Consider the following 25,466-nt stretch of genomic DNA (forward strand, 5'->3'; position numbering starts at 1 on the left):
GCAGATAATATGAAAACGATCTGGCATAATACTAAGATCTCACTGGACCAGTTGAACGAGATGGGTGGCACTACCATGGCTACCTGTTTAGGGATGGAGTTTACGGAAATAGGTCCGGATTATCTTAAAATGATGATGCCGGTAGATCACAGAACCATACAACCCTATGGGTTACTGCATGGCGGCGCATCTGCGGCGCTGGCAGAAACGGTGGGCAGTATGGCGTCCGGATTGATCATAGACCCGGAGAAGCAGATCTGTGTGGGCATGGAAATCAATGCCAACCATATAAGAGGAGTGAAAGAAGGTTATGTGCATGCCTGCGCCCGGCCCTTGCATATCGGGAGCACCAGCCATGTATGGGACATCCGTATTACCGACGATCATCACAAGCTGGTATGCGTAAGCCGCCTTACGGTGGCGATACTGGCAAAAAGATAGTTCCGCTTAACCGGGATGCGGAACTAAACGTTATCAGATATTCGCGGCCCTGAATACTTCCCGGATATTTTCGTAGGAGTATTTCAGGTATTTTTCCACGTTGCCAGGTTTGATCCATTGCAGGTCCTGGATGTCTTCTTCTATTTGTGGTACCGTTAATTCTGTGCCGGTAAACAACATCCGGTACCAGTAGGTATGTTTTAATACTTTTTTATTTTTCATGGGATAGTAGTGAAACGTTTCTGTGATTTTATGTTCCAGTGAAACGTTGTGCAGGCCGGTTTCTTCCGCTACTTCCCGTAGCGCGCAGGTTTCGAGGTCTTCCCCCGGGTCCTGTTTGCCTTTAGGCAGGTCCCATTTGCCGCGGCGGAACATCATGAGCACTTCACCGTCGGGATTGGTGATTAATCCCCCGGCAGCTACGAGGGTAGTAAAATGCAGCGATACTTTCTTGAAAAGTTGTTTTACATCCGGTGCAATAAACACTGCTGCGTCTTTTTTCCCATCTTCCAGTTTCTGCAATACATTTTCCATCTTTTTTGTATCCGGGTTATCGTATACTTTGGCGCCGTTAAAGTGGGCCGGGATGGTAGTGGTATCGGCACTCAGCAGGAGTGGACGCTCGTTGAGATAGATCGTAATATTTGCTTGCATGCCGCAAATGTAATTATCAATTATGAAATACAAATTGAGAATTTAGGAAGATGGAAACCTATTCCCGGCGCTCTCTGCAAATTCGTTTATTGTAATTCGTAAATTGAATAAAATGATAGTACTTTTGGCGATTGTATGAATAAAGTAAGCGAAAAACAAGTTGCAGAAAAGTTACTGCAGGTGCAGGCCGTGAAGTTAAGCCCTGCACAGCCTTTTACATGGGCTTCCGGCTGGAAATCGCCGATCTATTGCGATAACAGGAAGATCTTATCTTTCCCTTATGTGCGTGACTATATTAAATCAGAGTTGTGCAACCTGGTGTTTGAAACCTTCCCTGATGCAGCCGTGATTGCGGGAGTGGCTACTGCTGGTATTCCACATGGCGCGCTGGTAGCGGATCAGCTGAAGCTGCCGTTTATTTATGTAAGATCCAAGCCGAAAGAGCATGGTATGGGGAACCAGATTGAAGGGGTATTGCAACCCGGACAGCCGGTGGTGGTTATTGAAGACCTGATTTCTACGGGCAAAAGCAGCCTGGAAGCCGTGCAGGCCATTCGTGCAGCTGGTGGGGAAGTGATCGGGATGGTATCTATCTTCAACTATGGTTTTGATATAGCAGTGAAAGCTTTTGAAGCAGCGGGTGTGCCGTTTTATTCATTGAGCAATTATTCCGCTATGATTGCCCTGGCCGAGGAAAAAGGCATTGTATCTGCTGACGAAATAGCTACACTGCAGGCCTGGAGAAGTGCGCCGGACCAGTGGGGTAAGTAGCTGAAAATTGTATATCACTTATTTTGTATATTCGGGTATTAATATTACAACTATGCGTATCCTAAAATTAGTAGTGTTGTTCCTGTTTGCCGGCGTTGGCGTGGCAATGGCACAGCAAAAGCAGAAAGCTGTGGAAACAGCGAAGATCAGCACGCCAACCGTACAGTGTGAGTCGTGTAAAAACCGTATTGAGCGGTATATGTCACATGAAGAGGGCGTACAATCCGTAAAAGTGGATTTCAAAAAACATATTACAACGGTAAAGTACTATACCGACCGTACCAACATTGAGAATATCAAAACGGGTATTGCCAATGTGGGGTATGATGCTGATAACGTAACAGCGAACCCGGAATCTTACGCCAAATTGCCTACCTGCTGCAAGAAGCCGGAAGATGGCGGTGGTATGGACCCGAAAAAACATTAATCAACCTGTTTCAGCCTTTGGTGTCCGGTGGTTGCCGGTTTACTGAAGGCTGAGCTGTTTTCTGGCGTGGCTTTCTGTCAGCCGTATCCGCATTACCTGAAATGCTCCATCCTTTAAAGCTTACCGTTATTCCGATACTGTTTAATCCGCTGAAGCATCATTTTTCTGCATTCCAGCAAACGCTTTCCAATCTGATCCTGCTGAAATAAATATGCGCCTGCTTTCCCTGGGAGGTTCACAACTTACGGCTGTTTCCGCTCAGAAGCACTGCTGAAAGCGGGCATATTCTGGAAATTATTGCCTTATTGGAACTCCGTTTATAGCCGGGTTAAAAGAAATTCAGCGCTTGTTTGGTTTCGCATTTTATCGGGAAAGGAAGAAAAATACCCGCCTTGCCTACTTTACAATTTCCGGTGGCTTTGATGGTTACTTCTTTATTGGCGAAAGCGCTTAATGCATTTTTGAATACGTTGGCCATGTTCACTTCCAATTTCACGGGGAAGTAAAAAGTGTCCCTTGCCGGAATAGAAATGGTGGTATCCTGGAGGGAGTGACCTACCTGGGTGTCATCAAAAAACAGGTCGAAGTTGGCATCTTTTAACTGGAGGCGATAGTTGTTCGGATTGTAATATGCCAAGGTCATCCGTACAATACTCTTGGACATACCTAGCTCATCCATACTGATACCGGCTACTCTCACAAATTGAATATCCTTGTTTTTTTCGCAGGAGCTTGCTACTCCCCAGATCAGAAAAACAGCGGCTAATAATCGGAACACTTTCATCAGTTGACCAGGTATTTGAATTTATGTAAACCTACTGCAAAGCTTTTAGTTATCAAAAAATCGGGTGGGATTTGGGAAACTTTTAACGGGGGAGTTTTTGAAAACGGGGGAGACTGCTTAGATAATTAATGCATAAAACACATATAAATAAAAGGTTGTCTTAAAGAAATATGCTATCTTCGCAATCCTTCCTGAGTTCGCTAAAATTGAACAAAAAAGCCACTAATTTCTTTAGTATTTTTGCATTTCAGTAATCATTTGCTGAAAGTAGGCTATGCTAATTTATTTAGCATATGATTAATAATTCTATGAATTGTTTATCATCCACTTAAAGTTAATTGTTAAGTATTTAGGTATAAGTGATTGTCAGGTGAAACGAACGGAATTCCAACATCTGCATGCAAAATTTTGACATTATGACAGAGAATGCAAAAGAAAAGGTATTGTTAATTGAATCTCAATATTTTCCACCAATTGATTCATATAAGACTTTAATAAAGCACGACATATTAAAGATTGAGAAATATGAGCACTATCAAAAGCTCAGTTACAGGAACCGTTGTTACGTTGCCGGGCCAAATGGCCGGATGATTTTAAGTGTGCCGTTGGCGCGGGGGAAGAATCAGCGGACCGTGATGAAGGATGTAAGGATCAGTAATGAGGAAAAATGGCAGGGTTTGCATTGGAAAACGCTCGTGTCTGCTTACAGGCGGTCTCCCTGGTTTGAATATTACGAAGCGGACCTGCAGGTTTTATTTGAAAAGCCTTTTCAATTTTTAATGGATTGGAACCTGGCATGTTTTGAATGGGTGAATAGCAAGCTCGGCATTGAGGTGCCCATCACCTATACCGAAAGTTATGAAAAGGAAGTGTCCGGTGTAACAGATGCGCGGGAACGCATATTGCCGGGACCGGTTACAGAAAGCGAGCCCGGCTATACGCAGGTGTTCCAGGAGCGTACCGGCTTCATATCGGGACTGAGTATCCTGGACCTTCTTTTTTGTGAGGGAAAGCAATCATTGGAGATTCTGAAAAAGGGCTGAATGGAATAGCAAATAATATTATTTAACTTGTTGGCTTGTAATTGTTTGTATATTTGCCCGGGTATTTGGGCTTTTCCGAGGAATACCTCCCGAAAAAAATTAAGGTGGCAATCAACAAAATCTTTAGATTTGCAACCTATTTTGCTGGGGTTCGAACTGACGTAGGTGTGTAAACCAGGAGTTTCCCAGTGAGGGAAAAAAGGATTGTTATCCTGTTATTTTTTTCTATTACTAATTCCTAAAATTCATTTGCAGTACTAAATGAACAACACCTACACAGACCTGGTAAAACAGACCTTTGAATTTCCCCAGGAGGGCTTTGAAGTAAAAGATAACTACCTGGAATTTAATGGTTTGGATATAAAGGCATTGATAGACAAATATGGAACACCCTTTAAACTGACCTTCCTGCCTAAAATCGGGATGCAGATTAATAAGGCGAAGAAAATGTTCCATGACGCCATTAAGAAGAACAGGTACGAAGGTGAGTATTTTTACTGCTATTGTACTAAAAGTTCGCATTTCTCCTTTATTATGGAGGAGACCCTGAAGCATGGGGTACATATTGAAACTTCTTTTGCATATGATATTGATATCGTCAATAAATTATATGAGCGCAAGAAGATAAATAAGGAGACCTATGTGATTTGTAATGGTTTTAAGACCAAAGCATATACCAGGGCCATAGCGCGACTGATCAACAGCGGGTTTAAAAATGTGCTGCCAATCCTGGATAATAAGGAAGAGCTGGAAGATTATAAGCGAAATATCAGGAGTAAGGATAAGGTGAAACTGGGATTGAGGGTAGCGGCAGAAGAGGAGCCAAGTTTCGACTTTTATACCTCCAGGCTGGGCATTCCTCCGCGTGATATCCTTGAATATTATGTAGATAAAATAAAAGGTAATGAGAAGTTTGAGCTGAAAATGCTGCACTTCTTCATGAATAAAGGGATTAAAGACGATATTTATTACTGGAGCCAGTTTAACCGTGTAATAAATCTCTATTGCCAGCTGAAGAAGATCTGCCCTGAACTGGACAGTATCAATATTGGAGGCGGATTCCCGATCAAGCACTCTTTGGGCTTCGATTATGATTACAACTATATTGTAAACGAGATTGTGGCCAACATTAAGAGTATGTGTAAAAAGAATAAGGTGCCTGTACCGAATATTTACACAGAGTTTGGTTCCTTTACCGTAGGCGAAAGCGGTGCGGTAATCTATAGTGTGATAGGTGAAAAAATGCAGAATGACAGGGAATCCTGGTACATGATCGATAGTTCTTTCATTACTACGTTACCTGATACATGGGGCATTGGAGAAAAGTTCCTGATGTTACCTATTAATAAATGGGACCAGGAATACCAGGAGGTACATCTCGGTGGACTTACCTGTGACGGCTACGATTTTTATACATCTGAAGAACATATTAACGCCGTATTCCTGCCAAAGCAACAGGCATCCGGAGAGCCGCTGTACATTGGATTTTTCCATACAGGGGCCTACCAGGACCAGCTGAGCGGATACGGAGGCATCAAGCATTGTCTTATTCCTTCACCCAAACATGTGATTGTAGGATATGACAAGAACGGGCAGTTGAAAGATTGGTTATATGCCAAGGAGCAAACCGCCCAGAGCATGCTGAAGATTTTGGGTTATTAAAAAAATGGGTTAGTAATCCTACTGAAAGCCCCCCGATTATTCGGGGGGCTTATTTTTTTCATTTTTTTTCTCTCAGTTTGATAAAAAAAGGCTTTCATTTTACTGAAAGCCCTATCATGGCATAGGTTAGATGATATTCATCCGGCATAAGGAAAATAGGAGATGAATATTTGATCTTACAAAGATAGCGTTATCGGCAGGTATCAGTAAGCCCTAAAAGTTGTAATTTTTTCTAATCTGTTTTTACCCCGAATACAGTAAGAATGATGAATTTATTATCATAATGTTCGAAAACGCTGCAAACGGTAATATTTACATATTAGTATAGCAGGAATAATATTAATATGGAAGCATTCTTTTATAACACAGATGTGTAGGTATCATTTCGCCTGAGAATCATTGAGGTAGTCGACAGCGGAGCCGCAATGTTTTTCAATTTCTTCAAAACAACTTTCCAGTAACTCTGTTTCCCCCTTCAAAACGGCTGTTTTCCCTGAGGCCGAAAATCCTTTTACCAGTAAAAACTGCTTGGTCAGGTGTTGATTGATCAGCGATAAATGTTGTTTTTGCTTTTCGGCGGTTCTCATTTGTTCCATGGAAATCAGGTTGCGGTAGTATTGCCCCAGTGCCCTGATGAAGAACAATACATACATGCCTACCGTAAACGGGTTAGCCAGGTATTGGAAAGCGGATGAATAACCAGGTGAAACGAATATCATCACGTTATTGATCTTGATCCAGGCAACGGCTATCAGGTAGGTGCAAAGGATCAGGCTCCAGATGAGGGCGGTGAACAGGTTGACGGTAATATAGCAAACGAGGATACTCATTACCCATATCAGCGTGTATTTGGGGCCGAGGTCCTGGTTGTTCAGCAGGGACGAAAAAATAGGAAGGATGAGTGTGGATAAAGAGGCAAACAGGCCAACTGTTTTAGCGCTTATTCCTTTTTTCAACAGTAAAAGGCAAATGGCCAGATCGAGAATGATTACAGGAATGATGATGATATTCACGGTGTTCTGGCTGAGCATATTTACGAAGAGGAAGCTCAGGAGCAGCATAATATAGAAGAAAGCATAATCAAAGATCAGTTTGATCTTCGCTTGTTCGTATGAATTTTCTGTATGAAGAAGCATGCTGCCTATCACTGCTTTTTCAGTGTTCAGGTAAATGCTTTTTATGAGTAACCAGCCTTTCGGGAAGAGCTTTGCCATGAGTGCGTGCTTAGAGAGGCAAATTATTGCATAATAAACAATAGCAGATTCAACGTTCGTGTGAATTATACACAAAAAAGGGACGCCTTTACAGGCATCCCTTTTAAACCCTCATGTTACTACAGCGGGCCTCCTTTTTACAGGAAGCCCTGCTTCCCTTATTCCACTACTATTTCTTTAGGGGCATCCTGTTTGTTTTCCTTTTTGCCCAAGGTTACTTTCAGGACTCCGTTATCATATTTCGCATTAATCTTACCTGCATCTACCAGTTCGCTGATGGTGAAGGACCGTTTGAAAGATTTGAAGGTGAACTCACGGCGTACCTGTTTGTCGCCTTCGTTCTTTGTTTCTGCTTTCTTTTCCGCGCTGATGGTAATTGCTTTATCATCTGCACTGATTTTGAAATCTTCTTTGGAGAAACCGGGAGCTACTACGTCGAGCAGGAAGGCTTCCGGCGTTTCCACGATGTTTACCGGAGGATGGGTGGTAAAGTAATCGTTGGTCAGAAAATCATCTTTTACATACTTATTTAATCCTCCATTGAGAATGTCTTCTACTAATCCACCAAATGATTTGGGAAGCGGGCTGTGGTTAAATTTAATGTGTGTCATAGTTCCTATAAATTTTTTTAGTGTGAAATCAATTTTTATTGTTTGACAGCTAGTACAGATCAAATGGGATACCATGCCATAAAAACTGCTATTTTGTTAGTAAAAAGATTACAGATTATGACATTGTGTCATTATGATTGTATGTTTTGTGTCAAAAAGTCTATATCGCTATCCATTTTTTTACTTTCTGGGTACATATAACTAACTTTGTAAAAAATATAAACAGAAAAAACTCTTATTATATGTATCCAGCGGAACTAGTAATGCCCATGAAGGCGGAATTAACAGATAACGGATTTGAAGAATTGCTGACACCAGAGAGCGTGGATAATACTTTACAGAAAGAAGGAACTACCCTGGTGGTAATCAATTCTGTATGTGGTTGCTCTGCAGGTACCGCCCGTCCGGGTGTATTGCTGGCAGTAGCGCACAGCGAAAAGAAGCCAGACAGGCTGACTACCAGCTTTGCGGGTTTTGATGGTGAAGCGGTAAGACAAATCCGTTCGCACCTGATGCCTTATCCTCCTTCTTCCCCGGCGATAGCGCTGTTTAAAAATGGTGAGTTGGTGCACTTTATTGAGCGCCACATGATCGAAGGCCGTTCCGCGCAAATGATTGCTGCGAACCTGGCTGACGCATTTGAACAGTATTGCTAAATATTCGATTTTTTCTAAATTCCAATTTAGAAATTCGAAATTGCATCGTACTTTGGTGGTTTGATTTTCCTTTTGATTAAATTCGGCTTTGTTCATAGGAAGATTCAGATCACCAATTTTTTTACGGCTATGTATCCTAATTTATATTACGCGTTCAGAGATCTGCTTGGCTTAGAGATTCCGTTTTTAAAGATTTTTCAGACGTTTGGTTTTTTTGTGGCAATAGCCTTTCTGGCCGGCGCCTATATCTTAACACGTGAACTGAAACGCTATGAAGCACTGGGGTTGCTGAAAGGTATTCCTGAAAAAGTAGTAACCGGGCTTCCGGCTTCGCAGGGTGAATTGATTGGAAATGCCGTAGTAGGATTTATTATAGGATACAAGATCCTGGGGATCTTTTTTCAGTGGGACACCGCTTCACAGGATTTACAGTCGTTTGTATTTTCGGGACAAGGCAGTCTTTTTGCCGGTATCCTGGTAGCCGCAGCCATGGCGGGATATAAATATTACACCAAAAAGAAACAGGCACTCCCTAAGCCAAAAGAAGAAACGGTGCTGGTGATGCCACACCACCGCGTACCGGATATTATTGTAATGGCGGCTATTGCCGGATTACTCGGCGCTAAAATATTTCACAATCTTGAAAACTGGAACGACTTTGTGCAGGACCCCATCGGGGCGCTGTTGTCTTTCAGCGGACTTACCTTTTACGGCGGCCTGATTGTAGCTGCGATTGTGATCATCAGTTATGCCCGTAAAAAACAATTCAATATCCGTGCGTTAATCGACAGCGCTGCACCTGCGTTGATGCTGGCCTATGCTATCGGGAGAATGGGTTGCCATTTTTCCGGAGATGGCGACTGGGGTATTTACAACAGCGCTTATGGAGTGGATACCAATACCGGTCACGCTGTAAAAATGGCGCCTGCCACATTCCAGGACATTGTTCAGAAAAATGCAGGTTTCTTTCAGCAGCAATATTCATCAGTAGAAAAAATACCGCATGCTGCTTTTGAAAAACCGGCGGCACTGGGCTTTTTACCGGATTGGTTGTTTGCCTACGGTTACCCGCACAACGTTATTAAAGAAGGAGTACAGATCGCTGGTTGTGATGGTCCTTATTGTAAAGTATTACCTATTGCCGTATATCCCACACCGTTATATGAAATTATTGTTTGCCTGGTTTTGTTCGGCATCCTCTGGGCGATCCGCAAAAGAATAAAGATCCCAGGTGTAATTTTCGGCATCTACCTGATATTAAATGGGGTGGAAAGATTTTTTATAGAGAAGATCAGGGTAGATACGAGATATGATATTTTTGGCTTTCATCCCACCCAGGCAGAAATCATTTCCACGCTCCTGGTAATTGGTGGTATTATACTGATTGGCATCTATCGTAAAAATAATACTGCTGCAAATAAGCTTTCCTGATTATAGTATATGCAACGTCACTCTTCATTAGTGCCCTTGTCGCACGAGCACAAGCGCCTTTTATTTGTATGCCGCTACCTGAAAAAAGATGCCGCGCCGTACGAGGGTTTCCCATTGGAAACACAGGCAAGATTTGAGTATATCATAAAAATATTCCAGGAGCTGATGGTACCGCATATTCAAAAGGAAGAATATCTTTTTGAGAAATGTGCAGGCCAGCATGAAGCGATTGACAAAATGATCCGGGAGTTGCAGGAAGAACACCTGATCATTTCCCGTATGTATAGCACTCTCACAGACAGCAATGATATGGATGCCGCAATGGATGTGCTGGCGTGCAGCCTGGAAGCGCATATCCGCAGGGAAGAGCGGGAATTCTTTGAGCTGCTGCAACTGGAACTTCCACATATCCTCGATAACCTCAAACTGGAAAATCCATAAATGTATTTAACGTGTTATTGTCAGGTTTTGATTTAAATATTAATTTTTCACTGGAGTTATAGCAGCATTATGTATCTGTAATATTGCCTCAATAATTATCTGTATACCTTATTGCAATTTATCCTTGTTTGTTAGGCTGGTAAATTTTACCCGGGCTATTCAATTAGAGTTATGCGTGCGTTTTTTTACAGTGTAGTTGTGTTTAGTTGCTTAACTGTCAGCCTCAATGTCCTTGGCCTATCCAGGGAAGACAGTCTTAGCAGGTACGACAAGCTGGATTCTTCTGAAATGGTGGCTGCTTCCTTTTATTATAAAGCAGGTGAACAATCGTTGGGTGAGGGTACAATATTAAATGTACCGGAAGGGTACCGCCTGCTCGATGGTGCGCAGAGCCGTGTGCTGGTGGAGCATTTATGGGGCAACCCGGAAAATCCGAATACACTGGGCCTGCTGTTGCCGGCGAGGATGGGACCTATGGATAAAGATTTCCATGGTTTTGTGATTTCTTTTGAGCCTTCGGGTTATATGGAGGAATCAGCGATCCGCCAGATTGATTACACGAAGTTGCTGACGGAGATGAAAGAGGAGTTGAAAAACGATAACCTGCTACGCAGCGGCAAAGGGGTGGGGCAGATCTCCGGTATGGACTGGGCCTTTACTCCTTATTATAATAAAAACAATCATTCCCTGCATTGGGCCCGCGTTTTACATTTTGGTAAAAATGAGCCTTCGATGCTGAATTACGAGTTAAGATTATTAGGAAGAAAGGGGGCACTCTGTTTTACGGCTATCGGTAAAGTAACGGAACTGGAGCAGATTAAGCAGCAATTAGCCATTGTAGCTGCTGCTGCGCGTTTTGCTCCGGGAAACGGTTACGCCGATTATAATCCGCGTACAGATCAATCTTCCCGTTGGGTGCCTGCCTCCGAATCCGTAGCTGGCAGAATGCTATCGATTGATAATCTTTTACTCGGAATCAGAAGCACGCTTTCCATGTTGCTGATAATACTTTGTATGGTATTGTTTGTTTATGGTATGAATTATTATCACCACCGCCGCAAGTCCGGTTACCGGAAAATCATGAAGGTGGATGAGCGCCTGAATTGAGAAGGGACCATGCCGTTTTTCCATCTCCCTAACATATAACTAGTTACTGTAACCCTGGTTACAAGGCCATGGCCTTATTCCCTGTTTGTAAAAACCAGCCACCGTCCTTATATAATACCGGTCATCCTCCATTAACACCGCTATTTTAAATAGCTGTAACCTACCTGCAACTTTCCTTTGCGCCAGTCGTCTTTTTAATCGTTCTCTGTTTTTTTACCATTCGTCACTGTCTATATGCCGTTTGTGTAATGCTATGTACTGTGTAATACATAATACCTACTTTTACATCGTAGTAGTTAATCTACTGTAGTGGTTTAACTACTGTAGTATACAAACCAAGGAACTAAAAGAAATCTAAATCGACAACGTTTAAACTCTAAATCACCTCATATGAAAGCAAGTTTTAAAGCTATAACATTAACAATGAGTATGTTAGTGACTGCTTTGACCTCGTTTGCGCAGAATGCCCCTAAAGTAGCCGGACAAGTAATCCAGGCAGGTAACCAGCCTGTAGCGTTCGCTACTGTAACCTTATTAAAAGCAAAAGACTCCTCTTTGGTGAAAGGAGCCATTGCAGATATAGATGGTAAATATGAATTTGAGCAGGTAAAACAGGGTAAATACCTGGTTGCCGCGGTTTCAGTTGGCATGACCAAACGTTACAGCCCCGCTTTTGAAGTAGCCGCCAGCTCCATAAAAGCGCCGGCTGTAGCACTGGAAGCCGCCTCCAAAACCTTAAAGGGTGTAGACGTAACTGCCCGCCGGCCATTTGTAGAGCAGAAAGCTGATAAGATGATAGTGAATGTGGAAAGCAGCATCACTGCATCGGGTGGTTCTGCTATGGAAGTATTGGAAAAATCGCCTACGGTAACCGTAGACAAAGACGGTAATATTTCCATGAAAGGCAAGAGCGGTGTACAAATCATGATAGATGGCAAACCAACCAATATGACTTCCCAGGATGTTGCCGAGCTGCTGAAAAGCATGCCAGCCACCAATGTAGATCAGATTGAGCTGATCGCTAATCCTTCCGCCAAATATGACGCAGCCGGCAACGCGGGAATCATTAACCTTAAACTGAAGAAGAACACCAGCTATGGTACGAATGGTAATATAACCGTGGGTGGTGGCTATGGCTTCTGGCCCCGCTGGAACGGCGCACTAAACCTTAACCACCGCAATGAAAAATTCAATATATATGGTTCCGGTAATTACAGTCACCGTGAACAACAGCAGGACCTGGGTTTATACCGCTCCCTCACAGAAAATAATCAGCTGAGTGTGTATGACCAGGTAAACAACATGCACACAAAATCCAATTACAAAGCTGGTAAAATAGGAGCAGACTATTTTATCAGTAAAGGACATACAATTGGTGTAATGGCAGATTTATCCGGCGGCGACCGCAAAATCCCCAGCTATGCCACCACCCGTATTGGCAATGGCAGACAGGTGGACTCTATCCTGAAAACCAATACCAACGACGCTAAAACCTGGACCCGGAATGCATTTAATTTAAACTACCGCGGCATCCTGGATACTACCGGTAAGGAATTGAATATTGACCTGGATTACGCAAAAAACAAAGATGCGCAGCATGCTACTATATATGCAGTATCCCGCGATGGGGCTGAAAAAGGTTTCCTGGGCAGCGATACTTCCCGGAACAATCAGCCTTCCAGCATCGATATCAAAACTGCCAAAATTGATTACATACATCCGCTGAAGAACCAGGCAAAATTTGAAGCCGGCGTAAAGGTGAGCTTTGTGAAAACCGATAATGATGCGCGTTTCGACTCCCTGAGAATGGGCAACTGGGTGCTGGATGAAAACCGTTCCAACCACTTTATCTACAAGGAAAATGTGAACGCGGCGTATATCAATTTCAACAAACAATTTAAGAAGGTGAATGTGCAGGTAGGATTACGCGGTGAGCAAACGCATATCACCGGTACATCAGTGTCGATGAAGAACCAGCAGCAGATGGAAGTGAAGAATGATTCTACTTACTTTAACCTGTTTCCCAGCATGGCATTGACATATAAACTGAATAAGGATAATACGCTTGGACTGACCTATAGCCGCCGTATTCAGCGTCCGAGCTATGAAGATCTGAATCCGTTTGAATTTTACCTGGACAGGTATACAAAGGAGTCTGGTAATCCTAACCTGAAGCCACAGTATTCCAACAATTTTGAGATCACGCATACCTTTAAGGATTTCCTGATCACCTCCGTAGGATACGCGCATACAAAAGACCTGATGACCCAGATACTGGAGTCTGATGTGGATAAGGCGACCGGGGATACTTCCATTCTGCGGTACAAATACCTGAACGTGGCTAAGGCCGACAACTTTAACCTGAACGTAACGGTACCGATGCCCATTACCAAGTGGTGGATGAGCCTTACCACGGTGTCAGTATCTTATGCGATGTTTGAAACCGTGGTAAACGATCACCAGGTGAAACTGTCGTCTGCCGGATTCTTCGGACGCACCCAGCAAACATTCACCCTGAGCAAGGACTTGTCTGCAGAAGCAGTGTTCTTTTACGTATCTCCGCAGGTGACCGAAGATGGGCTGTTCAAGATGAAATCTATGTGTTCCCTGGATCTGGGTGTTTCCCAGAAAGTACTGAAAGGGAAAGGATCTGTGAAACTCAATGTAACGGATGTGTTTAAAACTAATTATTTCCGCGGGGACTTTGATAATGCAGGCAGATATACTGCTGTTTCCAGCAAATGGGATGCACAACAGTTTCGCCTGACCTTCAACTACCGTTTTGGGAATACTAATGTAAAAGCAGCCCGCAGCCGTCAAACCGGACTGGAAGCGGAACAAAATCGTGTAAAACAGGGTGGTAACTAGGCCAGCCTGTTGGGAAGATGGTTTTTTAGGTATATAAGGATGGAAAAACGTGGCCCTTTACCGGGCTGCGTTTTCCTTACCAATTTCGCCGGTATACAGATGTGCCGGTTTCATCACAGGAAACGGCAGTTTGGTATAATTTGACATAGAAGCGAGGGTGTTTACAATAATTTTGAAGAAATTTTTTACCGGATATCACTTTCATCCATTCTCTATAAATAATTAATAATTAATCAGATAACAAATTTTTGCTGGTAATTAAACGGACAAAGTCTCACCAAACCGGAAATTTCCCCGTCAGCATCATGCAACCTTTTTTACAATTACTGTCTTTATAATGAAAGCATCAGCCACTAACTTGAATCAGACGCCACTCGCAGCATATATAGTAGAACGCTGCAAAAAAGGAGATGTCCGTGCATTTCGTGAATTGTACGAAGCCTATTCGGCTGCGATGTACAACATTTGCCTGCGTATGACCAATAACGTGAGTGATGCGGAAGACACTTTGCAGGAGGCTTTCATCCAGGTGCATAAAAGTATTCATAAGCTGGAGCGTGAGGCCAGTATCAGTGCCTGGATCAAGCGGATTGTGGTAAATCATTGTTTGAATACACTACGTAAAAAGAAGGTGTATTTTGAAGACGTGGATGAAGTGGAAGTATTGGCTGAAGAGGGGATTGATGAGGCCCAGTTTACCTGGACCGTAGCCGCAGTAAAGTCTGCCATTCATAGTTTACCGCAGGGATACCGTACCGTATTGAATCTCTATCTTTTTGAAGAGTATTCGCACCGGGAAATAGCAGAGATGCTGGGTATCACCGAATCCACTGTGAAAACGCAGTATATGCGTGCAAAGGAGAAAGTAAGACAAATTGTAAAACAGCAAAATGTAACTCGTTAATGCCAGACAATTTTGAAGGTTTTATCCGCCAGCACCGGGACGAATTTGAGGAACAGGGCCCTTCACCGAGGGTTTGGAGCGCACTGGAGCAGGAGCTGACGGGCAGGCGCAAAGGAAAGGTGATTTCCCTTTTACAGAAAAACTGGTTTAAAGCAGCCGTGATCGCAGTTTTGCTGGCCAATGCCGGCGCGCTGTTTTACTTCACCAAAAACCGTCAGCCGCAGCAGCAGGAACTTGCCGTGTTAGCGCCTGACATCCAGGAAGCAGGCGTTTACTATACGTCGCGTATAAACGAAAAATTGCAGTTGATTGATGCTTATCCCGATTCAGCGCTGGGGCTGGATAGCGCTGCCCGTAAGGAACTGGAACTTCGCAATGATACTTATAAAGCACTGGAGAAAGAATTAAAAAATAATCCGGGCAATGAAAGAATCCGCGCTGCTATGGTCCGCTATTACCAGCTGAAGCTGGATCTGTTGGATAAAATTTTGGAAGAGTTGCACAATAAACATGTAGCTCCCGGTCAAACAAAAAAACATTATGAAGCTGAAATTTAAATGCTTGTTATTTCTGCTGCTGCCATTAATGGCGCAGGCCCACAATGGAGCTACGGCTTATAAAAGAACTATTGTAAAGGAGTTTACTGTAAATGATAACGCCACGTTGAACCTTTCCAATAAGTATGGCAAAATCATTTTTCACACATCGAACAAAAATGAAATCAAAGCCACCATCACCGTTACAGGTTTTGGTAAGAATGATGAACAGGCCAAAGCCATTGCAGAAATGGTGGAAGTGAACACCAACCAGAGTAATAATGGGGTATCGCTGAGCACTTATTACAGCCCGTCGAAAAACAATTCCGGTTGGTTTTCATGGGGAGGAAAAATGGATTCCAAAGACTACGTGAACATTGACTACGATATTTATATTCCGCAAAGCCTGCAGAATTTACTGGTGAAGAACCAGTTTGGCGATGTGATTGCGGATAAATTTAGTTTTCCTGTGACGCTGGAAATGAACTATTGCACCTTTGATATCCGCGAGGCGCAGGACCTTCTCTTCAAAATAAATTATTGTGATAAGGGGAAGGTGGGCAAAGCAGGTAATGTAACGGTGAAGGGGAATTATTCCGCCATCCGGGGCGGGCAACTGGAATCACTGAATGCCAATTCCAATTACAGTGAGTATGTGTTCGGCCGGGTGGGCAACCTGAAAATTTCTTCCAACTACGATGATTATAAAATAGATGCAGTGGGTACAGTGTCTGGCCGGGGTACTTATTCAGATGTGCGGTTAAAGGAATTGCAGCAGTCTGTTGATTTAAACATGACTTATGGAGATGTGAAGATAGAAAAAGTGAGCAGTGGATTCAAGCAGGCAGATTTTCAACTCACCTATTCGGATCTGGATATCCGATTCGGAGCGAGGCAACCATTGTCGATAGAAGCAAACCTGGTAAACGGGGATCTGGATACCGGCGGGCTGGAGCTGAAGAATGTGGTGTCCAATAAAACGAATTCGACCCTGCGTTATTCTGCACATGCGGGGGGAGGAAGTGATTCATCTCCCTATATAAAAATACGCGGTGTAAACACCGATGTAAACCTGGGTACGTATTAAACAGATCAGAACGCCATTCTAAAATCTTTTTAAAATAATACTACACTATGAAACGAATTGCTGCTTACTTCCTGGTTGCTTTGCCATTGTTGCTCACTGCCAGTGTACTTGTTTCCTTTTCGCATCAGAGCGATCAAAGAATAACGGGAAACGGGAATGTGAAAGAAGAATCCCGGAATGCGTCTGCGTTTACAGATATCAGCACTTCCGGTGTGTATAAGGTGATTATAGAACAGGGGAATACCCACAGTATCCGGGTAGAGGCAGAAGATAACCTGCTGCCTTATATCCAGACAGATATCGCCGGCGACGAGTTAACGATCCATACCAAGAAGGGGTATAACATTCAGCCTACCAAAGAAATCAAAGTATACATCACGCTGCAGAAGGTAGATAAGTTGTCGGCCAGCGGCGCCGGTGGTTTTACGAGCAAGGGAAAGCTTACCAGCGACCGCATCCAGCTGAGGTTTAGTGGCGCAGCTGGTGCCGATCTGGACATCCGTACCCATGAACTGAAGGTAGGTGTTTCCGGGGCCAGTAATATTGTCCTGAAAGGCAATACAGACAAGGCTGATTATGGTATTTCAGGGTCCGCTGATATTTCAGCGCTGGATCTGGCTACTGATGATGCAAAGATTGGTATTTCCGGTACCGGTAAGGCAGATGTATTTGTGCAGAAGAAACTGGAGATAGGTATTTCCGGGATGGGAAAGGTAAAATATAAAGGAGAACCGAATGTTACCCAGTCTGTATCCGGAATGGGTAAGATCAGCAAGATATAATAACAAGTTAGATTTAGAGTATATAACGAGCAGGTAGTTCTCTACCTGCTTTTTCTTTTTTATATTTGTTGTTCGAATATAAAATTTTAAGTTATGCCATCCTTTGATATTGTTAGCAAAGTAGATTTACAGACACTGGATAATGCTATTAACACGGTGAAGAAAGAGATCACCAACAGGTTTGATTTCAAGGGTTCACATGTGGAGATTGAGCTGAATAAGAAAGAACTGGTGCTGAATATAGAGGTAGAAAGCGATATGAAGCTGGGCCAGGTACTGGATGTGCTGGTAAGCAGGACCATGCGCCAGGGGCTGGACGCCAGTATTTACGACCTGAGCAAGGAGCCTTACCAGAGCGGGAAGGTATTTAAGAAAGAAATACCTGTACGCAATGGTATTAAGCAGGAAGATGCCAAGAAGATAGTGAAGATGATCAAGGACGCCGGTTTAAAGGTGCAGGCAGCCATTATGGATGATATTATACGGGTAACCGGGAAGAAGATTGATGACTTACAGGAGGTTATACAAAAGGCGAAGGAATCCAACCTGGGTATACCTTTGCAGTATATTAACATGAAATCCTGATTTTTTTACGAATAATCTTTGGGTGTTAAAGAAATTTAGTTAACTTTGCACCCTGTATTTACAATAATTTTGATATGAAACAGGGAATCCATCCAGAAAGTTACAGATTTGTGATATTTAAAGATATGTCAAACGGCGAGAGCTTTTTAAGCCGCTCTACCGCTCCTTCCAAAGAAACTGCAAAGTGGGAAGATGGTAATGAGTATCCGTTGATTAAGTTGGAAATTTCCAATACTTCTCACCCTTTTTATACTGGTAAGAATGTGTTGGTGGATACTGCAGGACGTATTGACAAATTCAACAAGCGCTACGCTAAGAAAGCATAGTTTCTAAGTAAAATATTTTTTTAGAAGAATCCCATCGATAAGCCGATGGGATTTTCTATTTTAGCCCCCTATGGAGCGTAACTATATTCTTTTTGACACGCCCGTACGTGAACTGTTATACCCCTTTACGCATACAAGACCCATTGCAGCCTGCAGAGTAGGGATACTCACTATACAGGAGAAGTGGGAGCACTGGCTGGGTACGGGTACTAGTCATTTCACTGTACCGCACCTGCAGGACAAATTCCCCCTGTTGTACAAAGACAACCAAACCGTTAACATCTTACTGAGTGGACATATACTGCCGGACGCCGGGCTGGTAGCTGCTATTCTTGAGTTACAGCCGGAAGAGGAGTTGTATAAAGACAACCAGTTACTGGCTAAAGTGGTACAGGGGGATGGCGCCTCCCTGCTGGCTCCGGGCGCCAGGAAAAATTATCCGGGGGAAGTACTGGGAATTTATAAGCCTTGGGATATCTTTGCGCTCAACGATAAAGCAATCAGGGCAGATTATCAACTGCTTACAGCAGGCAGGAAATCTGTCATCTTATCACACACCAATCAACAGATCAATCATACGGACATTTTCGTGGAGCCAGGCGCGAAGGTAGAGTACAGTATACTGAACGCTGCTACCGGCCCGATTTATATAGGGAAGGATGCGGAAGTGATGGAAGGCTGTATGATCAGGGGACCCTTTGCAATGGGAGAGGGAGCTGTATTGAAAATGGGAAGTAAAATATATGGCGCTACAACATTAGGGCCGTACTGTACGGGTGGAGGCGAGATCAAGAACAGTGTGATGTTTGGTTATTCCAACAAAGGCCATGACGGTTACCTGGGCGATGCGGTGATAGGGGAATGGTGTAACCTGGGAGCCAATACATCCGGTTCCAACCTGAAGAATAATGTATCTGAGGTGAAAGTATGGATGGAGGCGCAGGGTGAGGCGGTGTCTGCAGGTATAAAATGTGGATTGCTGATGGGTGATTACAGCAGGTGCGGTATTAATACCATGCTGAATACCGGTACTGTGATCGGCGTGTCGTGCAACGTGTTTGGCGGGCATTTTCCGCCCAAATTTGTGGGTTCATACAGTTGGGGAGACCAGGGCGCCTACCGTTTGGCAGAAGCCCTGAAGGATGCCGGTAACTGGATGGCTTTGAAGGGGAAGGAGCTTACGGAAAAGGATAAGCAGGTATTGGAAGCATTATATGCACAAATAAATCAGAAAGACCTTAAAACTTAATATCATAGTATGAGAAAGAAAATTGTTGCAGGTAACTGGAAAATGAACCTTACGCTGGCACAGGGTGAGCAGCTGATCAACGATATCCTGCAGGCAGGACTGAAGCTGAAAGAGGGACAGGAAGTAATTGTGGCTACACCGTTTCCTTATTTGCAGAAAGCGAAATCGTTACTGAAAAGCTATCCTGGTTTTTATGTGGCGGCACAGAACTGTTACAGTGAAAAATCCGGTGCTTATACCGGTGAGGTATCTGCGGAAATGCTGCAATCAATAGGTGTTGATTATGTTATTCTGGGTCACTCTGAAAGAAGGGAATATTTCCAGGAAAGCAATGCTATGCTGGCAAAGAAGATAGACCAGGTGCTAGCTAACGGTTTGAAGCCTATTTTCTGCTGTGGCGAACCGCTGGAAATAAGACAGGCAGAAACGCAGAATGCCTATGTGGCCAAGCAGCTGGAAGAAAGTTTGTTTCATCTTACAGAAGAGCAGCTGAAGAATGTGGTGATTGCTTACGAGCCTATCTGGGCCATCGGTACCGGTTTAACAGCCAGTTCTGCACAGGCGCAGGACATGCATGCTTTTATCCGTTCGCAGATTGCTAATAAATTTGGCCGTGAGGCAGCCTTGCATACTTCTATTTTATATGGTGGTAGCGCGAAGCCGGGAAATGCGGCAGAACTGTTTGCCAGCCCGGATGTAGACGGTGGTTTGATTGGCGGCGCTTCCCTGGTGGCAGCCGACTTTGTGGCGATTATTGAAAAGTTATCTTAAGTAATTGAGAAATACGCAGTTATAAAGGCTGCGTATTTTTTTAGTAAATAATGCTAAAAATATTAGTATTTCTGAAAAAAGGTTGTATATTCGTATTGTCATTCTAACAGGGAGAATTAAAATATCAGGTTATGAATACGAATTATGAAATTTCGGAAGAGGTATTTGATTATTTAGTGGTAGTGAATCCGGATGCATTGGTTGCGAAAGATGTGACCCGTATCCGTCAGTTTGTAGCAACTGAGTTAAGCGATACGATGATGTCTGCCGCACCGGTTCATGTGGCCTTGTTCAGGTCTGCTTTTCCTGAACGTTTCCAGGACGACTTTGTCGATATGCTGGAAGAGGTAGCGCGTAAACAGGCTGGTTTTGCCATCTATACGGCAAAGATTGATGCCTTGAGGCATGCGGACGGGCACAACAGTGTTTTCATTAATGTCGCTAACCCCAAGCCATTGATCGATTTGCACCGCAGTATTATGCAAACTTTTGAGTTGAAGCCACAAACATTCAAGCCGCATATTATGTTGGCGAGAGGCTTGCAGGATGCGGAGGTAAATATGATTATGCCATTGCTGGCGCAGCAGATTTTTGTACGCAGCTTTAACTGTCATTGTTTTAGCCTGCTGAAAAGGCCAGCGTCCGGTGGTAAGTATGAGCGGGTGAAAGACTTTGTCTTTGGAGATATTGAGCACATGGTAGGTTCATTGTTTAATTATGCTGCTGCGTAAGCAGTACACTATAATCTGATGCAGGAATTACCGGATGGTAGATTCGCAGGATTGGTGAAGATGTTACGGATAAAATAATTTGTTATCCCCTATATCAATTTTCATCAATGTTTGTTACCCTCAAGTTAACCATCCTTTCGTACTGTTGCTATTGCAGTTTTTCGCCTGCTGTCACAGGTTGGCTGTGGAATTGCGGTAGTTATTTGATCCGTAGGCACACATTTTCATAGGTTGCTGCGTATCCATAAATCCGGTAAATCCTGGTTCAGATAGTTGTTTGTATAACCAATTCTTCTTTTTCTGGTATGCCCTGAAGGTCCCTGGCTGTAATTAGTTTTCCGGTTGTTTGTATCTTTGACGAATATTTAGTATGTTTTGAGTGGGAGCTGTATTCATGTGATATAACCCCATCCGAAGAAGACCATTACAGGGTAAATCGTTATAAATTTATGGCAACCAGAACAGTTGTACACAAAGAAATTATTGTGAAGGGCCGTGTGCAGGGAGTAGGATTCAGAGCTAATGCAAAGCGTGTAGCCGATTCAATGCATATACATGGGCAAGTCAAAAATCTGCTGGACGGAAGTGTGTGGATACTGGCAGAGGGAACGGCGGAAGAAATGGAAGACTTTATTGCATGGTGCAGGTCTGGGCCTGCTATGGCTGCAGTGAAGGAACTGGAAATCACCGATGGTGATGTACAACATATCAAAGGGTTTACTATCCTTTATTCATAAATCCCTGGTCCGGTAACAGCAGGTGCTTCGTTACCTATGCCAATCAATCGCAGATAAAGCTATCCGTGACCGGCAGACAACAGGCGCAAAGAAATTTTACGTGGCAACGCAACTGAATACAACCGTGAAAATTTCTTTGCGCTTTTGTCATGCATATTTAGTTGGTACTGGTGTATTTCTTTTGGAAAGATTTATCCAGTGCGGCTTTTGGAACAACGATGGTGATGGTATTTACAGCGAAGTAAGCCTCGGATACATTTACATAGCCACCAAACGGACTGGAGTTTTTACCCCATGAATTTTTTACCAGGAAGAACGTTTTACCCTTTGGCGATTTTTCGATCCCCGTAATGTGCATCAGGTGATCATCCTGTGTAATCAGCTCTTCATATAGCTTTTGACGTGAGTCCTGTGTATAAGCGGGTTCAGTCATATCCGGATCGATACTATCTTTTTTCAGCGTGATTTCCGGTGAGGTGAGCAGCGCAAAGCCTTTGCTACTGGCGAACCCGCGGTTACTTACATCTGCATCCCATAACACGGTGTAGCCTTTTTGAAGGGCAGCCTCGGTAATACCGGTCAGTTCTTTTACGGGCACATTATAATAAGCTCCATTGGAGAAGTTGTCTGGTACTTCAATGATGAAAGGTTTGTAAAAAGGGTGGTGCGTAAAGGAAGTCAGGAAAACATAGTCGTCTTCATTGAATTTTACCACTTCCTTCGCAAAACTCTGCGGGGTATATGTTTTACCATTATAGTCAAAGGTGGCCGGCGGCGCTCCCATATACTGATCGAGGATACCGGTGAATTGAGCTACCCAGTTATCCGGCACAGGGGATACTTTGATGATACTGTCGAGGTATTTTTTCATGGTTACCACCATTTCTGAGTGGTTGTGAACGGTGGCATTGCTTTTTAAACCGCTGTAAACGCTTTCCGGTTCTATGCCATAAGCGGCAATGGAATGGATTACATCGTGGGCCAGTCCGCCTTCATCGAAACGGGCAAAGCCCTGTCGGCGCACATAGTTTTTGGCTTTTTCGATATAAATATTGCGGGCGGTAAACATTTCAGAGAGATCCAGTTCAGGCAGTCCTTTGCGTAAACACTCCGATTCTACCATGGAAGTAGAAGAGAATGACCAGCAGGTGCCAGTCATGCCCTGATTTTTAACCGGGGTGGCTGCATTGATTTTACCATTTTCCAGATTGCTGATTACAACGCCCTTTTCCTGTGCACCCGCTGCGAAGGCGGTGAACAGGGCAAGGGTTAAACAAAATGCTTTCATATACGATCTCATTAAATTATTAACCTAAAGATAAGTGAACCCGTATAATAAAAAATACCATTACCGTATGAACGGTAATGGTACGGATGCAATCTGCAATAGAATGGCAGTAAATCAGTTTTGTATATCGGAATGATATGAGTTTGCAGAACCTTTTATGGTAAGCCGTTTTGTTTGCAGGTATTTCTGGTATTTGGCGGCCACATTGTCCGGTTGTTTAACATCATTGATGAATAGCCCGTTTTCATTTTTTTCAATCTTGTAGCCTTTTTGGGCATCGAGCAGCTTGTCAGCCTCCATTTGGGAGATCATTTCTTTATAAAAGGCGGCTCTTTTTTCTCCTTCCTTCGCTCTTTCTGCACCTTCTTTTGCTCTTCTTTCACCTTCTCTGGCTCTTTCAGCGCCTTCTTTCGCTCTCATTTCCCCTTCCAGGGTTCTTTTGGCATTTTCTCTGTCACGGGCGATATTTTCCCGCACCCTGGCAGCATTAGCGAGCGCTTCTGCCCTGTTTCTGCGGACTTCTTCCAGAGAGGAGGTAGCATTTTGTGTTGCCAGGCTGGCTGCTTTAAGACCAGCCTTTGTTTCCTTGCTTATCTTATCATAAAATTCCTTTGTGTTTACGCTGGCGTATGCAGCTTGCAGATTTTTGTTGAGTGCTGCAAAATCAATGCTGTTCAGGGCTTCAGCGGCTTCTTTCTGGGCCGCGCTGATTTTGCTCCAATCGATATTTTTCAGGGCTTTTACGCTTTCTTCCTGGGCTTTACGGGCTTCAGCAGATACTTCGTCCCATTTGATATTTTTGGTGGCTTCGGCTATATCTGCCTGTACTTTTTTCATATCCACCTGGTTCAGCTGCTGCATGGCCTGCTGGACGCTTTTTTGCGCTTCTTTAATTTGCTGGCGCACTTCGTCTTTGTTGAACTGGTAGTCGAATTTATAATTGTAATTAAATGCCTGCGCTTTGTTGGTTGTTGCAGTGTGTTTATTATTCTTATTTACGTTTACCTGTGTATTTACATTGGTGGAAACGTTGCTCTGGTCTGTTACCTGAATATCTGAAACATCTACCGACAGATCGCCTTTTAATGGCGCCAGTGGTGCTACAGGTGGTAGTGGCGCCGGCACAGGAGCAGTTAGCTGGTTCAGGGGCCGGAGCAGGTGTTGGTGGTGGGGGCGCCGGCAGAACGGTGTCGGTCGTAGCAGATTCCAGTTGTTCACGGAATTTGCGGGTCGTTTCATCCGGTTCAAGGGCAGCCAGTTTTTTCTGCGGGGTGCTGTCTTTTACGGTCTTTACTTTTGCCGGTTGTTGCTGGTCGTTCTGATCTTTTCCTTTAGCAGGGTTGAGCCATGCGATGGATATAAGACCGGTAGCGATGATGAGTACGGCTAAAAATTTCTGGCTATAATTAAGATGTTTAGTTTTCATTTCCATGATGCGTTTAATGCGGTGAAACAGATGTTGTTTACTGTCTGCAGCAGCCATGGTAAGCCGGTTGGCGGTAAGGCGGTATTCCTCCAACGCTACCAGTGCGTGCGCATATTGCAGTGGTTGGGCGGTGCTGGCTATTACCAGGTCATCGCAGCAATGTTCCCTTTCCATACGGATGATTTTTGAAATCAGCCATACAAAAGGATTAAAGAAAAGAATTGTTTCAACAATTGATTGGAAGATATTCAACAGATAATCATTGCGTTTGATATGGGCCAGCTCGTGCAGCAGCACTGCTTCCAGCTGGGCTTCCGTAAGGTTATTCACCATTGCCACCGGTAAGAGGATGAGCGGCTTTATAAATCCCAGCATCACAGGCACCTGTACATGCCTGGAGATAAGCAGTTTCACCTTACGGGGAATCTGCAATCTTGCGGCGAGTTTATCCAGGTGTTTGTCCCACGCATCGCCCATTGGCTCTATGCGGGTTGTGCGGATTTTACGGAGTTGAAACAGATCGGACAGCAGTTTAATGATCATGCCGGTCATGCCCGCAATATATAGTGTTACCACAAAAGGAAAACAAAGCTCAAGGTTGGGAAACAGCCATATCAGCGGGTCCTGGCTGGGATATACGGCGGTAAGATGAACCGGCTCGTGTAAGGTAAGGGTGCCACTGAAGTGTTGTACTGCTTCTCTTGCTTCCTGCAGCCGTTGTACATGCATATACAGCGTTGCGAGAAACCAGGTAAAAATGCCCGAGAGGGAGAGCAGTGACAGGTTGTATTTTATCCGTGCGCCGGCCTGGGGCCAGAGTTTTAATACTATCCGTAAACATGCGTAAATGAAGAACGCCTGCCACATGGAATGAAGGATTGTCCAACCCAGGGCGCGTACAAAGTCGCCCGTAATAGGTAATACATTCATAGTA

26 protein-coding genes are annotated in these 25,466 nt (G+C 43.8%); 20 read left to right on the top strand and 6 right to left on the bottom strand.

Annotation, left to right across the window (positions count from 1 at the left end; translation table 11 throughout):
* Positions 1–9: 9 nt before the first annotated feature.
* Positions 10–441, top strand: a complete 432-nt coding sequence (locus QFZ48_RS19780; RefSeq protein WP_370907937.1) for a hotdog fold thioesterase — start codon at positions 10–12, stop codon at positions 439–441.
* A 33-nt stretch (positions 442–474) separates the two neighbouring features.
* Here the strand turns inward: QFZ48_RS19780 and QFZ48_RS19785 are convergent, their stop codons facing one another.
* Entirely contained in the window at positions 475–1,095 is a 621-nt protein-coding gene (locus QFZ48_RS19785) for an NUDIX hydrolase (protein ID WP_429050385.1), read from the bottom strand.
* Between the two features lie 135 nt (positions 1,096–1,230).
* On the opposite strand from QFZ48_RS19785, the gene pyrE reads away from it, so the two are divergent.
* Both pyrE and QFZ48_RS19795 read left to right on the top strand, forming a co-directional pair.
* Entirely contained in the window at positions 1,231–1,866 is a 636-nt protein-coding gene (gene pyrE, locus QFZ48_RS19790) for an orotate phosphoribosyltransferase (RefSeq protein ID WP_429050384.1), read from the top strand.
* A 52-nt stretch (positions 1,867–1,918) separates the two neighbouring features.
* Positions 1,919–2,293: a heavy-metal-associated domain-containing protein gene (locus tag QFZ48_RS19795; protein ID WP_429063324.1), complete on the top strand. Its 375-nt coding sequence runs from the start codon at positions 1,919–1,921 to the stop codon at positions 2,291–2,293.
* Between the two features lie 328 nt (positions 2,294–2,621).
* Here the strand turns inward: QFZ48_RS19795 and QFZ48_RS19800 are convergent, their stop codons facing one another.
* Positions 2,622–3,077, bottom strand: coding sequence for an LEA type 2 family protein (locus QFZ48_RS19800; protein ID WP_079473358.1), 456 nt, complete (start codon positions 3,075–3,077; stop codon positions 2,622–2,624).
* A 416-nt stretch (positions 3,078–3,493) separates the two neighbouring features.
* Here QFZ48_RS19800 and QFZ48_RS19805 point away from each other — a divergent pair, with 416 nt between their 5' ends.
* Positions 3,494–4,120 (top strand): WbqC family protein, encoded by a 627-nt coding sequence (locus tag QFZ48_RS19805; RefSeq protein WP_429063325.1) that lies wholly within the window; start codon positions 3,494–3,496, stop codon positions 4,118–4,120.
* Positions 4,121–4,381: 261 nt separating this feature from the next.
* Positions 4,382–5,782, top strand: a complete 1,401-nt coding sequence (locus QFZ48_RS19810; RefSeq protein ID WP_370907932.1) for an arginine decarboxylase — start codon at positions 4,382–4,384, stop codon at positions 5,780–5,782.
* Between the two features lie 380 nt (positions 5,783–6,162).
* Here QFZ48_RS19810 and QFZ48_RS19815 read toward each other — a convergent pair whose 3' ends face one another.
* Both QFZ48_RS19815 and QFZ48_RS19820 read right to left on the bottom strand, forming a co-directional pair.
* Positions 6,163–6,996 carry a hypothetical protein gene (locus tag QFZ48_RS19815; protein WP_429050380.1) on the bottom strand — a complete coding sequence of 278 codons (834 nt, stop codon included), beginning with the start codon at positions 6,994–6,996 and terminating at the stop codon, positions 6,163–6,165.
* Positions 6,997–7,154: 158 nt separating this feature from the next.
* The gene (locus QFZ48_RS19820; RefSeq protein ID WP_370907930.1) at positions 7,155–7,607 is read right to left on the bottom strand and encodes an Hsp20/alpha crystallin family protein; all 453 of its coding nucleotides are present in this window, start codon (positions 7,605–7,607) and stop codon (positions 7,155–7,157) included.
* Positions 7,608–7,849: 242 nt separating this feature from the next.
* On the opposite strand from QFZ48_RS19820, the gene QFZ48_RS19825 reads away from it, so the two are divergent.
* The 15 genes from QFZ48_RS19825 (at position 7,850) to QFZ48_RS19895 (ending at position 21,818) form a co-directional block, all read left to right on the top strand.
* Positions 7,850–8,263, top strand: coding sequence for a BrxA/BrxB family bacilliredoxin (locus tag QFZ48_RS19825; RefSeq protein WP_370907929.1), 414 nt, complete (start codon positions 7,850–7,852; stop codon positions 8,261–8,263).
* A 216-nt stretch (positions 8,264–8,479) separates the two neighbouring features.
* The gene (locus tag QFZ48_RS19830) at positions 8,480–9,694 is read left to right on the top strand and encodes a prolipoprotein diacylglyceryl transferase family protein (protein ID WP_370907928.1); all 1,215 of its coding nucleotides are present in this window, start codon (positions 8,480–8,482) and stop codon (positions 9,692–9,694) included.
* 9 nt (positions 9,695–9,703) lie between these two features.
* A complete protein-coding gene (locus QFZ48_RS19835) occupies positions 9,704–10,135 on the top strand; it encodes a hemerythrin domain-containing protein (protein WP_429050379.1) in 432 nt (143 codons plus the stop codon).
* Positions 10,136–10,306: 171 nt separating this feature from the next.
* Complete coding sequence (locus QFZ48_RS19840; protein WP_429063326.1) at positions 10,307–11,242, top strand: DUF2167 domain-containing protein; 936 nt, start codon at positions 10,307–10,309, stop codon at positions 11,240–11,242.
* A gap of 423 nt (positions 11,243–11,665) precedes the next feature.
* On the top strand, positions 11,666–14,110 hold the full coding sequence (locus QFZ48_RS19845; RefSeq protein WP_429050377.1) for a TonB-dependent receptor domain-containing protein: 2,445 nt from the start codon (positions 11,666–11,668) through the stop codon (positions 14,108–14,110).
* A 337-nt stretch (positions 14,111–14,447) separates the two neighbouring features.
* Positions 14,448–15,014, top strand: a complete 567-nt coding sequence (locus tag QFZ48_RS19850; protein WP_429050376.1) for an RNA polymerase sigma factor — start codon at positions 14,448–14,450, stop codon at positions 15,012–15,014.
* On the top strand, positions 15,014–15,571 hold the full coding sequence (locus QFZ48_RS19855; protein WP_370907923.1) for a hypothetical protein: 558 nt from the start codon (positions 15,014–15,016) through the stop codon (positions 15,569–15,571). Before QFZ48_RS19850 ends, QFZ48_RS19855 begins: the two co-directional genes overlap by 1 nt.
* Complete coding sequence (locus tag QFZ48_RS19860; RefSeq protein ID WP_429050375.1) at positions 15,555–16,637, top strand: hypothetical protein; 1,083 nt, start codon at positions 15,555–15,557, stop codon at positions 16,635–16,637. The genes QFZ48_RS19855 and QFZ48_RS19860 overlap by 17 nt, the downstream gene beginning before the upstream one ends.
* A 47-nt stretch (positions 16,638–16,684) precedes the next feature.
* Positions 16,685–17,419 carry a head GIN domain-containing protein gene (locus tag QFZ48_RS19865; protein WP_429050374.1) on the top strand — a complete coding sequence of 245 codons (735 nt, stop codon included), beginning with the start codon at positions 16,685–16,687 and terminating at the stop codon, positions 17,417–17,419.
* Positions 17,420–17,512: 93 nt separating this feature from the next.
* Positions 17,513–18,004 (top strand): YajQ family cyclic di-GMP-binding protein, encoded by a 492-nt coding sequence (locus tag QFZ48_RS19870; RefSeq protein WP_370907920.1) that lies wholly within the window; start codon positions 17,513–17,515, stop codon positions 18,002–18,004.
* A gap of 74 nt (positions 18,005–18,078) precedes the next feature.
* Entirely contained in the window at positions 18,079–18,330 is a 252-nt protein-coding gene (locus QFZ48_RS19875) for a type B 50S ribosomal protein L31 (protein ID WP_079473370.1), read from the top strand.
* 70 nt (positions 18,331–18,400) lie between these two features.
* Positions 18,401–19,579 carry a putative sugar nucleotidyl transferase gene (locus QFZ48_RS19880; protein WP_429063327.1) on the top strand — a complete coding sequence of 393 codons (1,179 nt, stop codon included), beginning with the start codon at positions 18,401–18,403 and terminating at the stop codon, positions 19,577–19,579.
* A 9-nt stretch (positions 19,580–19,588) separates the two neighbouring features.
* Positions 19,589–20,350, top strand: coding sequence for a triose-phosphate isomerase (gene tpiA / locus QFZ48_RS19885; protein ID WP_370907918.1), 762 nt, complete (start codon positions 19,589–19,591; stop codon positions 20,348–20,350).
* Between the two features lie 131 nt (positions 20,351–20,481).
* Positions 20,482–21,081 carry a 2'-5' RNA ligase family protein gene (locus QFZ48_RS19890; RefSeq protein ID WP_079473373.1) on the top strand — a complete coding sequence of 200 codons (600 nt, stop codon included), beginning with the start codon at positions 20,482–20,484 and terminating at the stop codon, positions 21,079–21,081.
* Between the two features lie 449 nt (positions 21,082–21,530).
* Positions 21,531–21,818 (top strand): acylphosphatase, encoded by a 288-nt coding sequence (locus QFZ48_RS19895; protein WP_370907917.1) that lies wholly within the window; start codon positions 21,531–21,533, stop codon positions 21,816–21,818.
* A 157-nt stretch (positions 21,819–21,975) separates the two neighbouring features.
* Here QFZ48_RS19895 and QFZ48_RS19900 read toward each other — a convergent pair whose 3' ends face one another.
* Entirely contained in the window at positions 21,976–23,106 is a 1,131-nt protein-coding gene (locus tag QFZ48_RS19900; protein ID WP_429063328.1) for a C1 family peptidase, read from the bottom strand.
* Positions 23,107–24,097: 991 nt separating this feature from the next.
* Entirely contained in the window at positions 24,098–25,462 is a 1,365-nt protein-coding gene (locus QFZ48_RS19905) for a M56 family metallopeptidase (protein ID WP_429063329.1), read from the bottom strand.
* Positions 25,463–25,466 lie beyond the last annotated feature (4 nt).

Origin of the sequence: Chitinophaga sp. W2I13 (assembly GCF_050434005.1) — a bacterium.
In the GTDB taxonomy this organism is placed as follows: Bacteria; Bacteroidota; Bacteroidia; order Chitinophagales; family Chitinophagaceae; genus Chitinophaga.

What these genes read in the sequence shown, in the direction of transcription:
- QFZ48_RS19780 (WP_370907937.1), top strand. Translation starts at nt 10, where the DNA reads ATGAAAACGATCTGGCATAATACTAAGATCTCACTGGACCAGTTGAAC.
- QFZ48_RS19785 (WP_429050385.1), bottom strand. Translation starts at nt 1,095, where the DNA reads ATGCAAGCAAATATTACGATCTATCTCAACGAGCGTCCACTCCTGCTG.
- pyrE (WP_429050384.1), top strand. Translation starts at nt 1,231, where the DNA reads ATGAATAAAGTAAGCGAAAAACAAGTTGCAGAAAAGTTACTGCAGGTG.
- QFZ48_RS19795 (WP_429063324.1), top strand. Translation starts at nt 1,919, where the DNA reads ATGCGTATCCTAAAATTAGTAGTGTTGTTCCTGTTTGCCGGCGTTGGC.
- QFZ48_RS19800 (WP_079473358.1), bottom strand. Translation starts at nt 3,077, where the DNA reads ATGAAAGTGTTCCGATTATTAGCCGCTGTTTTTCTGATCTGGGGAGTA.
- QFZ48_RS19805 (WP_429063325.1), top strand. Translation starts at nt 3,494, where the DNA reads ATGACAGAGAATGCAAAAGAAAAGGTATTGTTAATTGAATCTCAATAT.
- QFZ48_RS19810 (WP_370907932.1), top strand. Translation starts at nt 4,382, where the DNA reads ATGAACAACACCTACACAGACCTGGTAAAACAGACCTTTGAATTTCCC.
- QFZ48_RS19815 (WP_429050380.1), bottom strand. Translation starts at nt 6,996, where the DNA reads ATGGCAAAGCTCTTCCCGAAAGGCTGGTTACTCATAAAAAGCATTTAC.
- QFZ48_RS19820 (WP_370907930.1), bottom strand. Translation starts at nt 7,607, where the DNA reads ATGACACACATTAAATTTAACCACAGCCCGCTTCCCAAATCATTTGGT.
- QFZ48_RS19825 (WP_370907929.1), top strand. Translation starts at nt 7,850, where the DNA reads ATGTATCCAGCGGAACTAGTAATGCCCATGAAGGCGGAATTAACAGAT.
- QFZ48_RS19835 (WP_429050379.1), top strand. Translation starts at nt 9,704, where the DNA reads ATGCAACGTCACTCTTCATTAGTGCCCTTGTCGCACGAGCACAAGCGC.
- QFZ48_RS19840 (WP_429063326.1), top strand. Translation starts at nt 10,307, where the DNA reads ATGCGTGCGTTTTTTTACAGTGTAGTTGTGTTTAGTTGCTTAACTGTC.
- QFZ48_RS19845 (WP_429050377.1), top strand. Translation starts at nt 11,666, where the DNA reads ATGAGTATGTTAGTGACTGCTTTGACCTCGTTTGCGCAGAATGCCCCT.
- QFZ48_RS19850 (WP_429050376.1), top strand. Translation starts at nt 14,448, where the DNA reads ATGAAAGCATCAGCCACTAACTTGAATCAGACGCCACTCGCAGCATAT.
- QFZ48_RS19855 (WP_370907923.1), top strand. Translation starts at nt 15,014, where the DNA reads ATGCCAGACAATTTTGAAGGTTTTATCCGCCAGCACCGGGACGAATTT.
- QFZ48_RS19860 (WP_429050375.1), top strand. Translation starts at nt 15,555, where the DNA reads ATGAAGCTGAAATTTAAATGCTTGTTATTTCTGCTGCTGCCATTAATG.
- QFZ48_RS19865 (WP_429050374.1), top strand. Translation starts at nt 16,685, where the DNA reads ATGAAACGAATTGCTGCTTACTTCCTGGTTGCTTTGCCATTGTTGCTC.
- QFZ48_RS19870 (WP_370907920.1), top strand. Translation starts at nt 17,513, where the DNA reads ATGCCATCCTTTGATATTGTTAGCAAAGTAGATTTACAGACACTGGAT.
- QFZ48_RS19875 (WP_079473370.1), top strand. Translation starts at nt 18,079, where the DNA reads ATGAAACAGGGAATCCATCCAGAAAGTTACAGATTTGTGATATTTAAA.
- QFZ48_RS19880 (WP_429063327.1), top strand. Translation starts at nt 18,401, where the DNA reads ATGGAGCGTAACTATATTCTTTTTGACACGCCCGTACGTGAACTGTTA.
- tpiA (WP_370907918.1), top strand. Translation starts at nt 19,589, where the DNA reads ATGAGAAAGAAAATTGTTGCAGGTAACTGGAAAATGAACCTTACGCTG.
- QFZ48_RS19890 (WP_079473373.1), top strand. Translation starts at nt 20,482, where the DNA reads ATGAATACGAATTATGAAATTTCGGAAGAGGTATTTGATTATTTAGTG.
- QFZ48_RS19895 (WP_370907917.1), top strand. Translation starts at nt 21,531, where the DNA reads ATGGCAACCAGAACAGTTGTACACAAAGAAATTATTGTGAAGGGCCGT.
- QFZ48_RS19900 (WP_429063328.1), bottom strand. Translation starts at nt 23,106, where the DNA reads ATGAAAGCATTTTGTTTAACCCTTGCCCTGTTCACCGCCTTCGCAGCG.
- QFZ48_RS19905 (WP_429063329.1), bottom strand. Translation starts at nt 25,462, where the DNA reads ATGAATGTATTACCTATTACGGGCGACTTTGTACGCGCCCTGGGTTGG.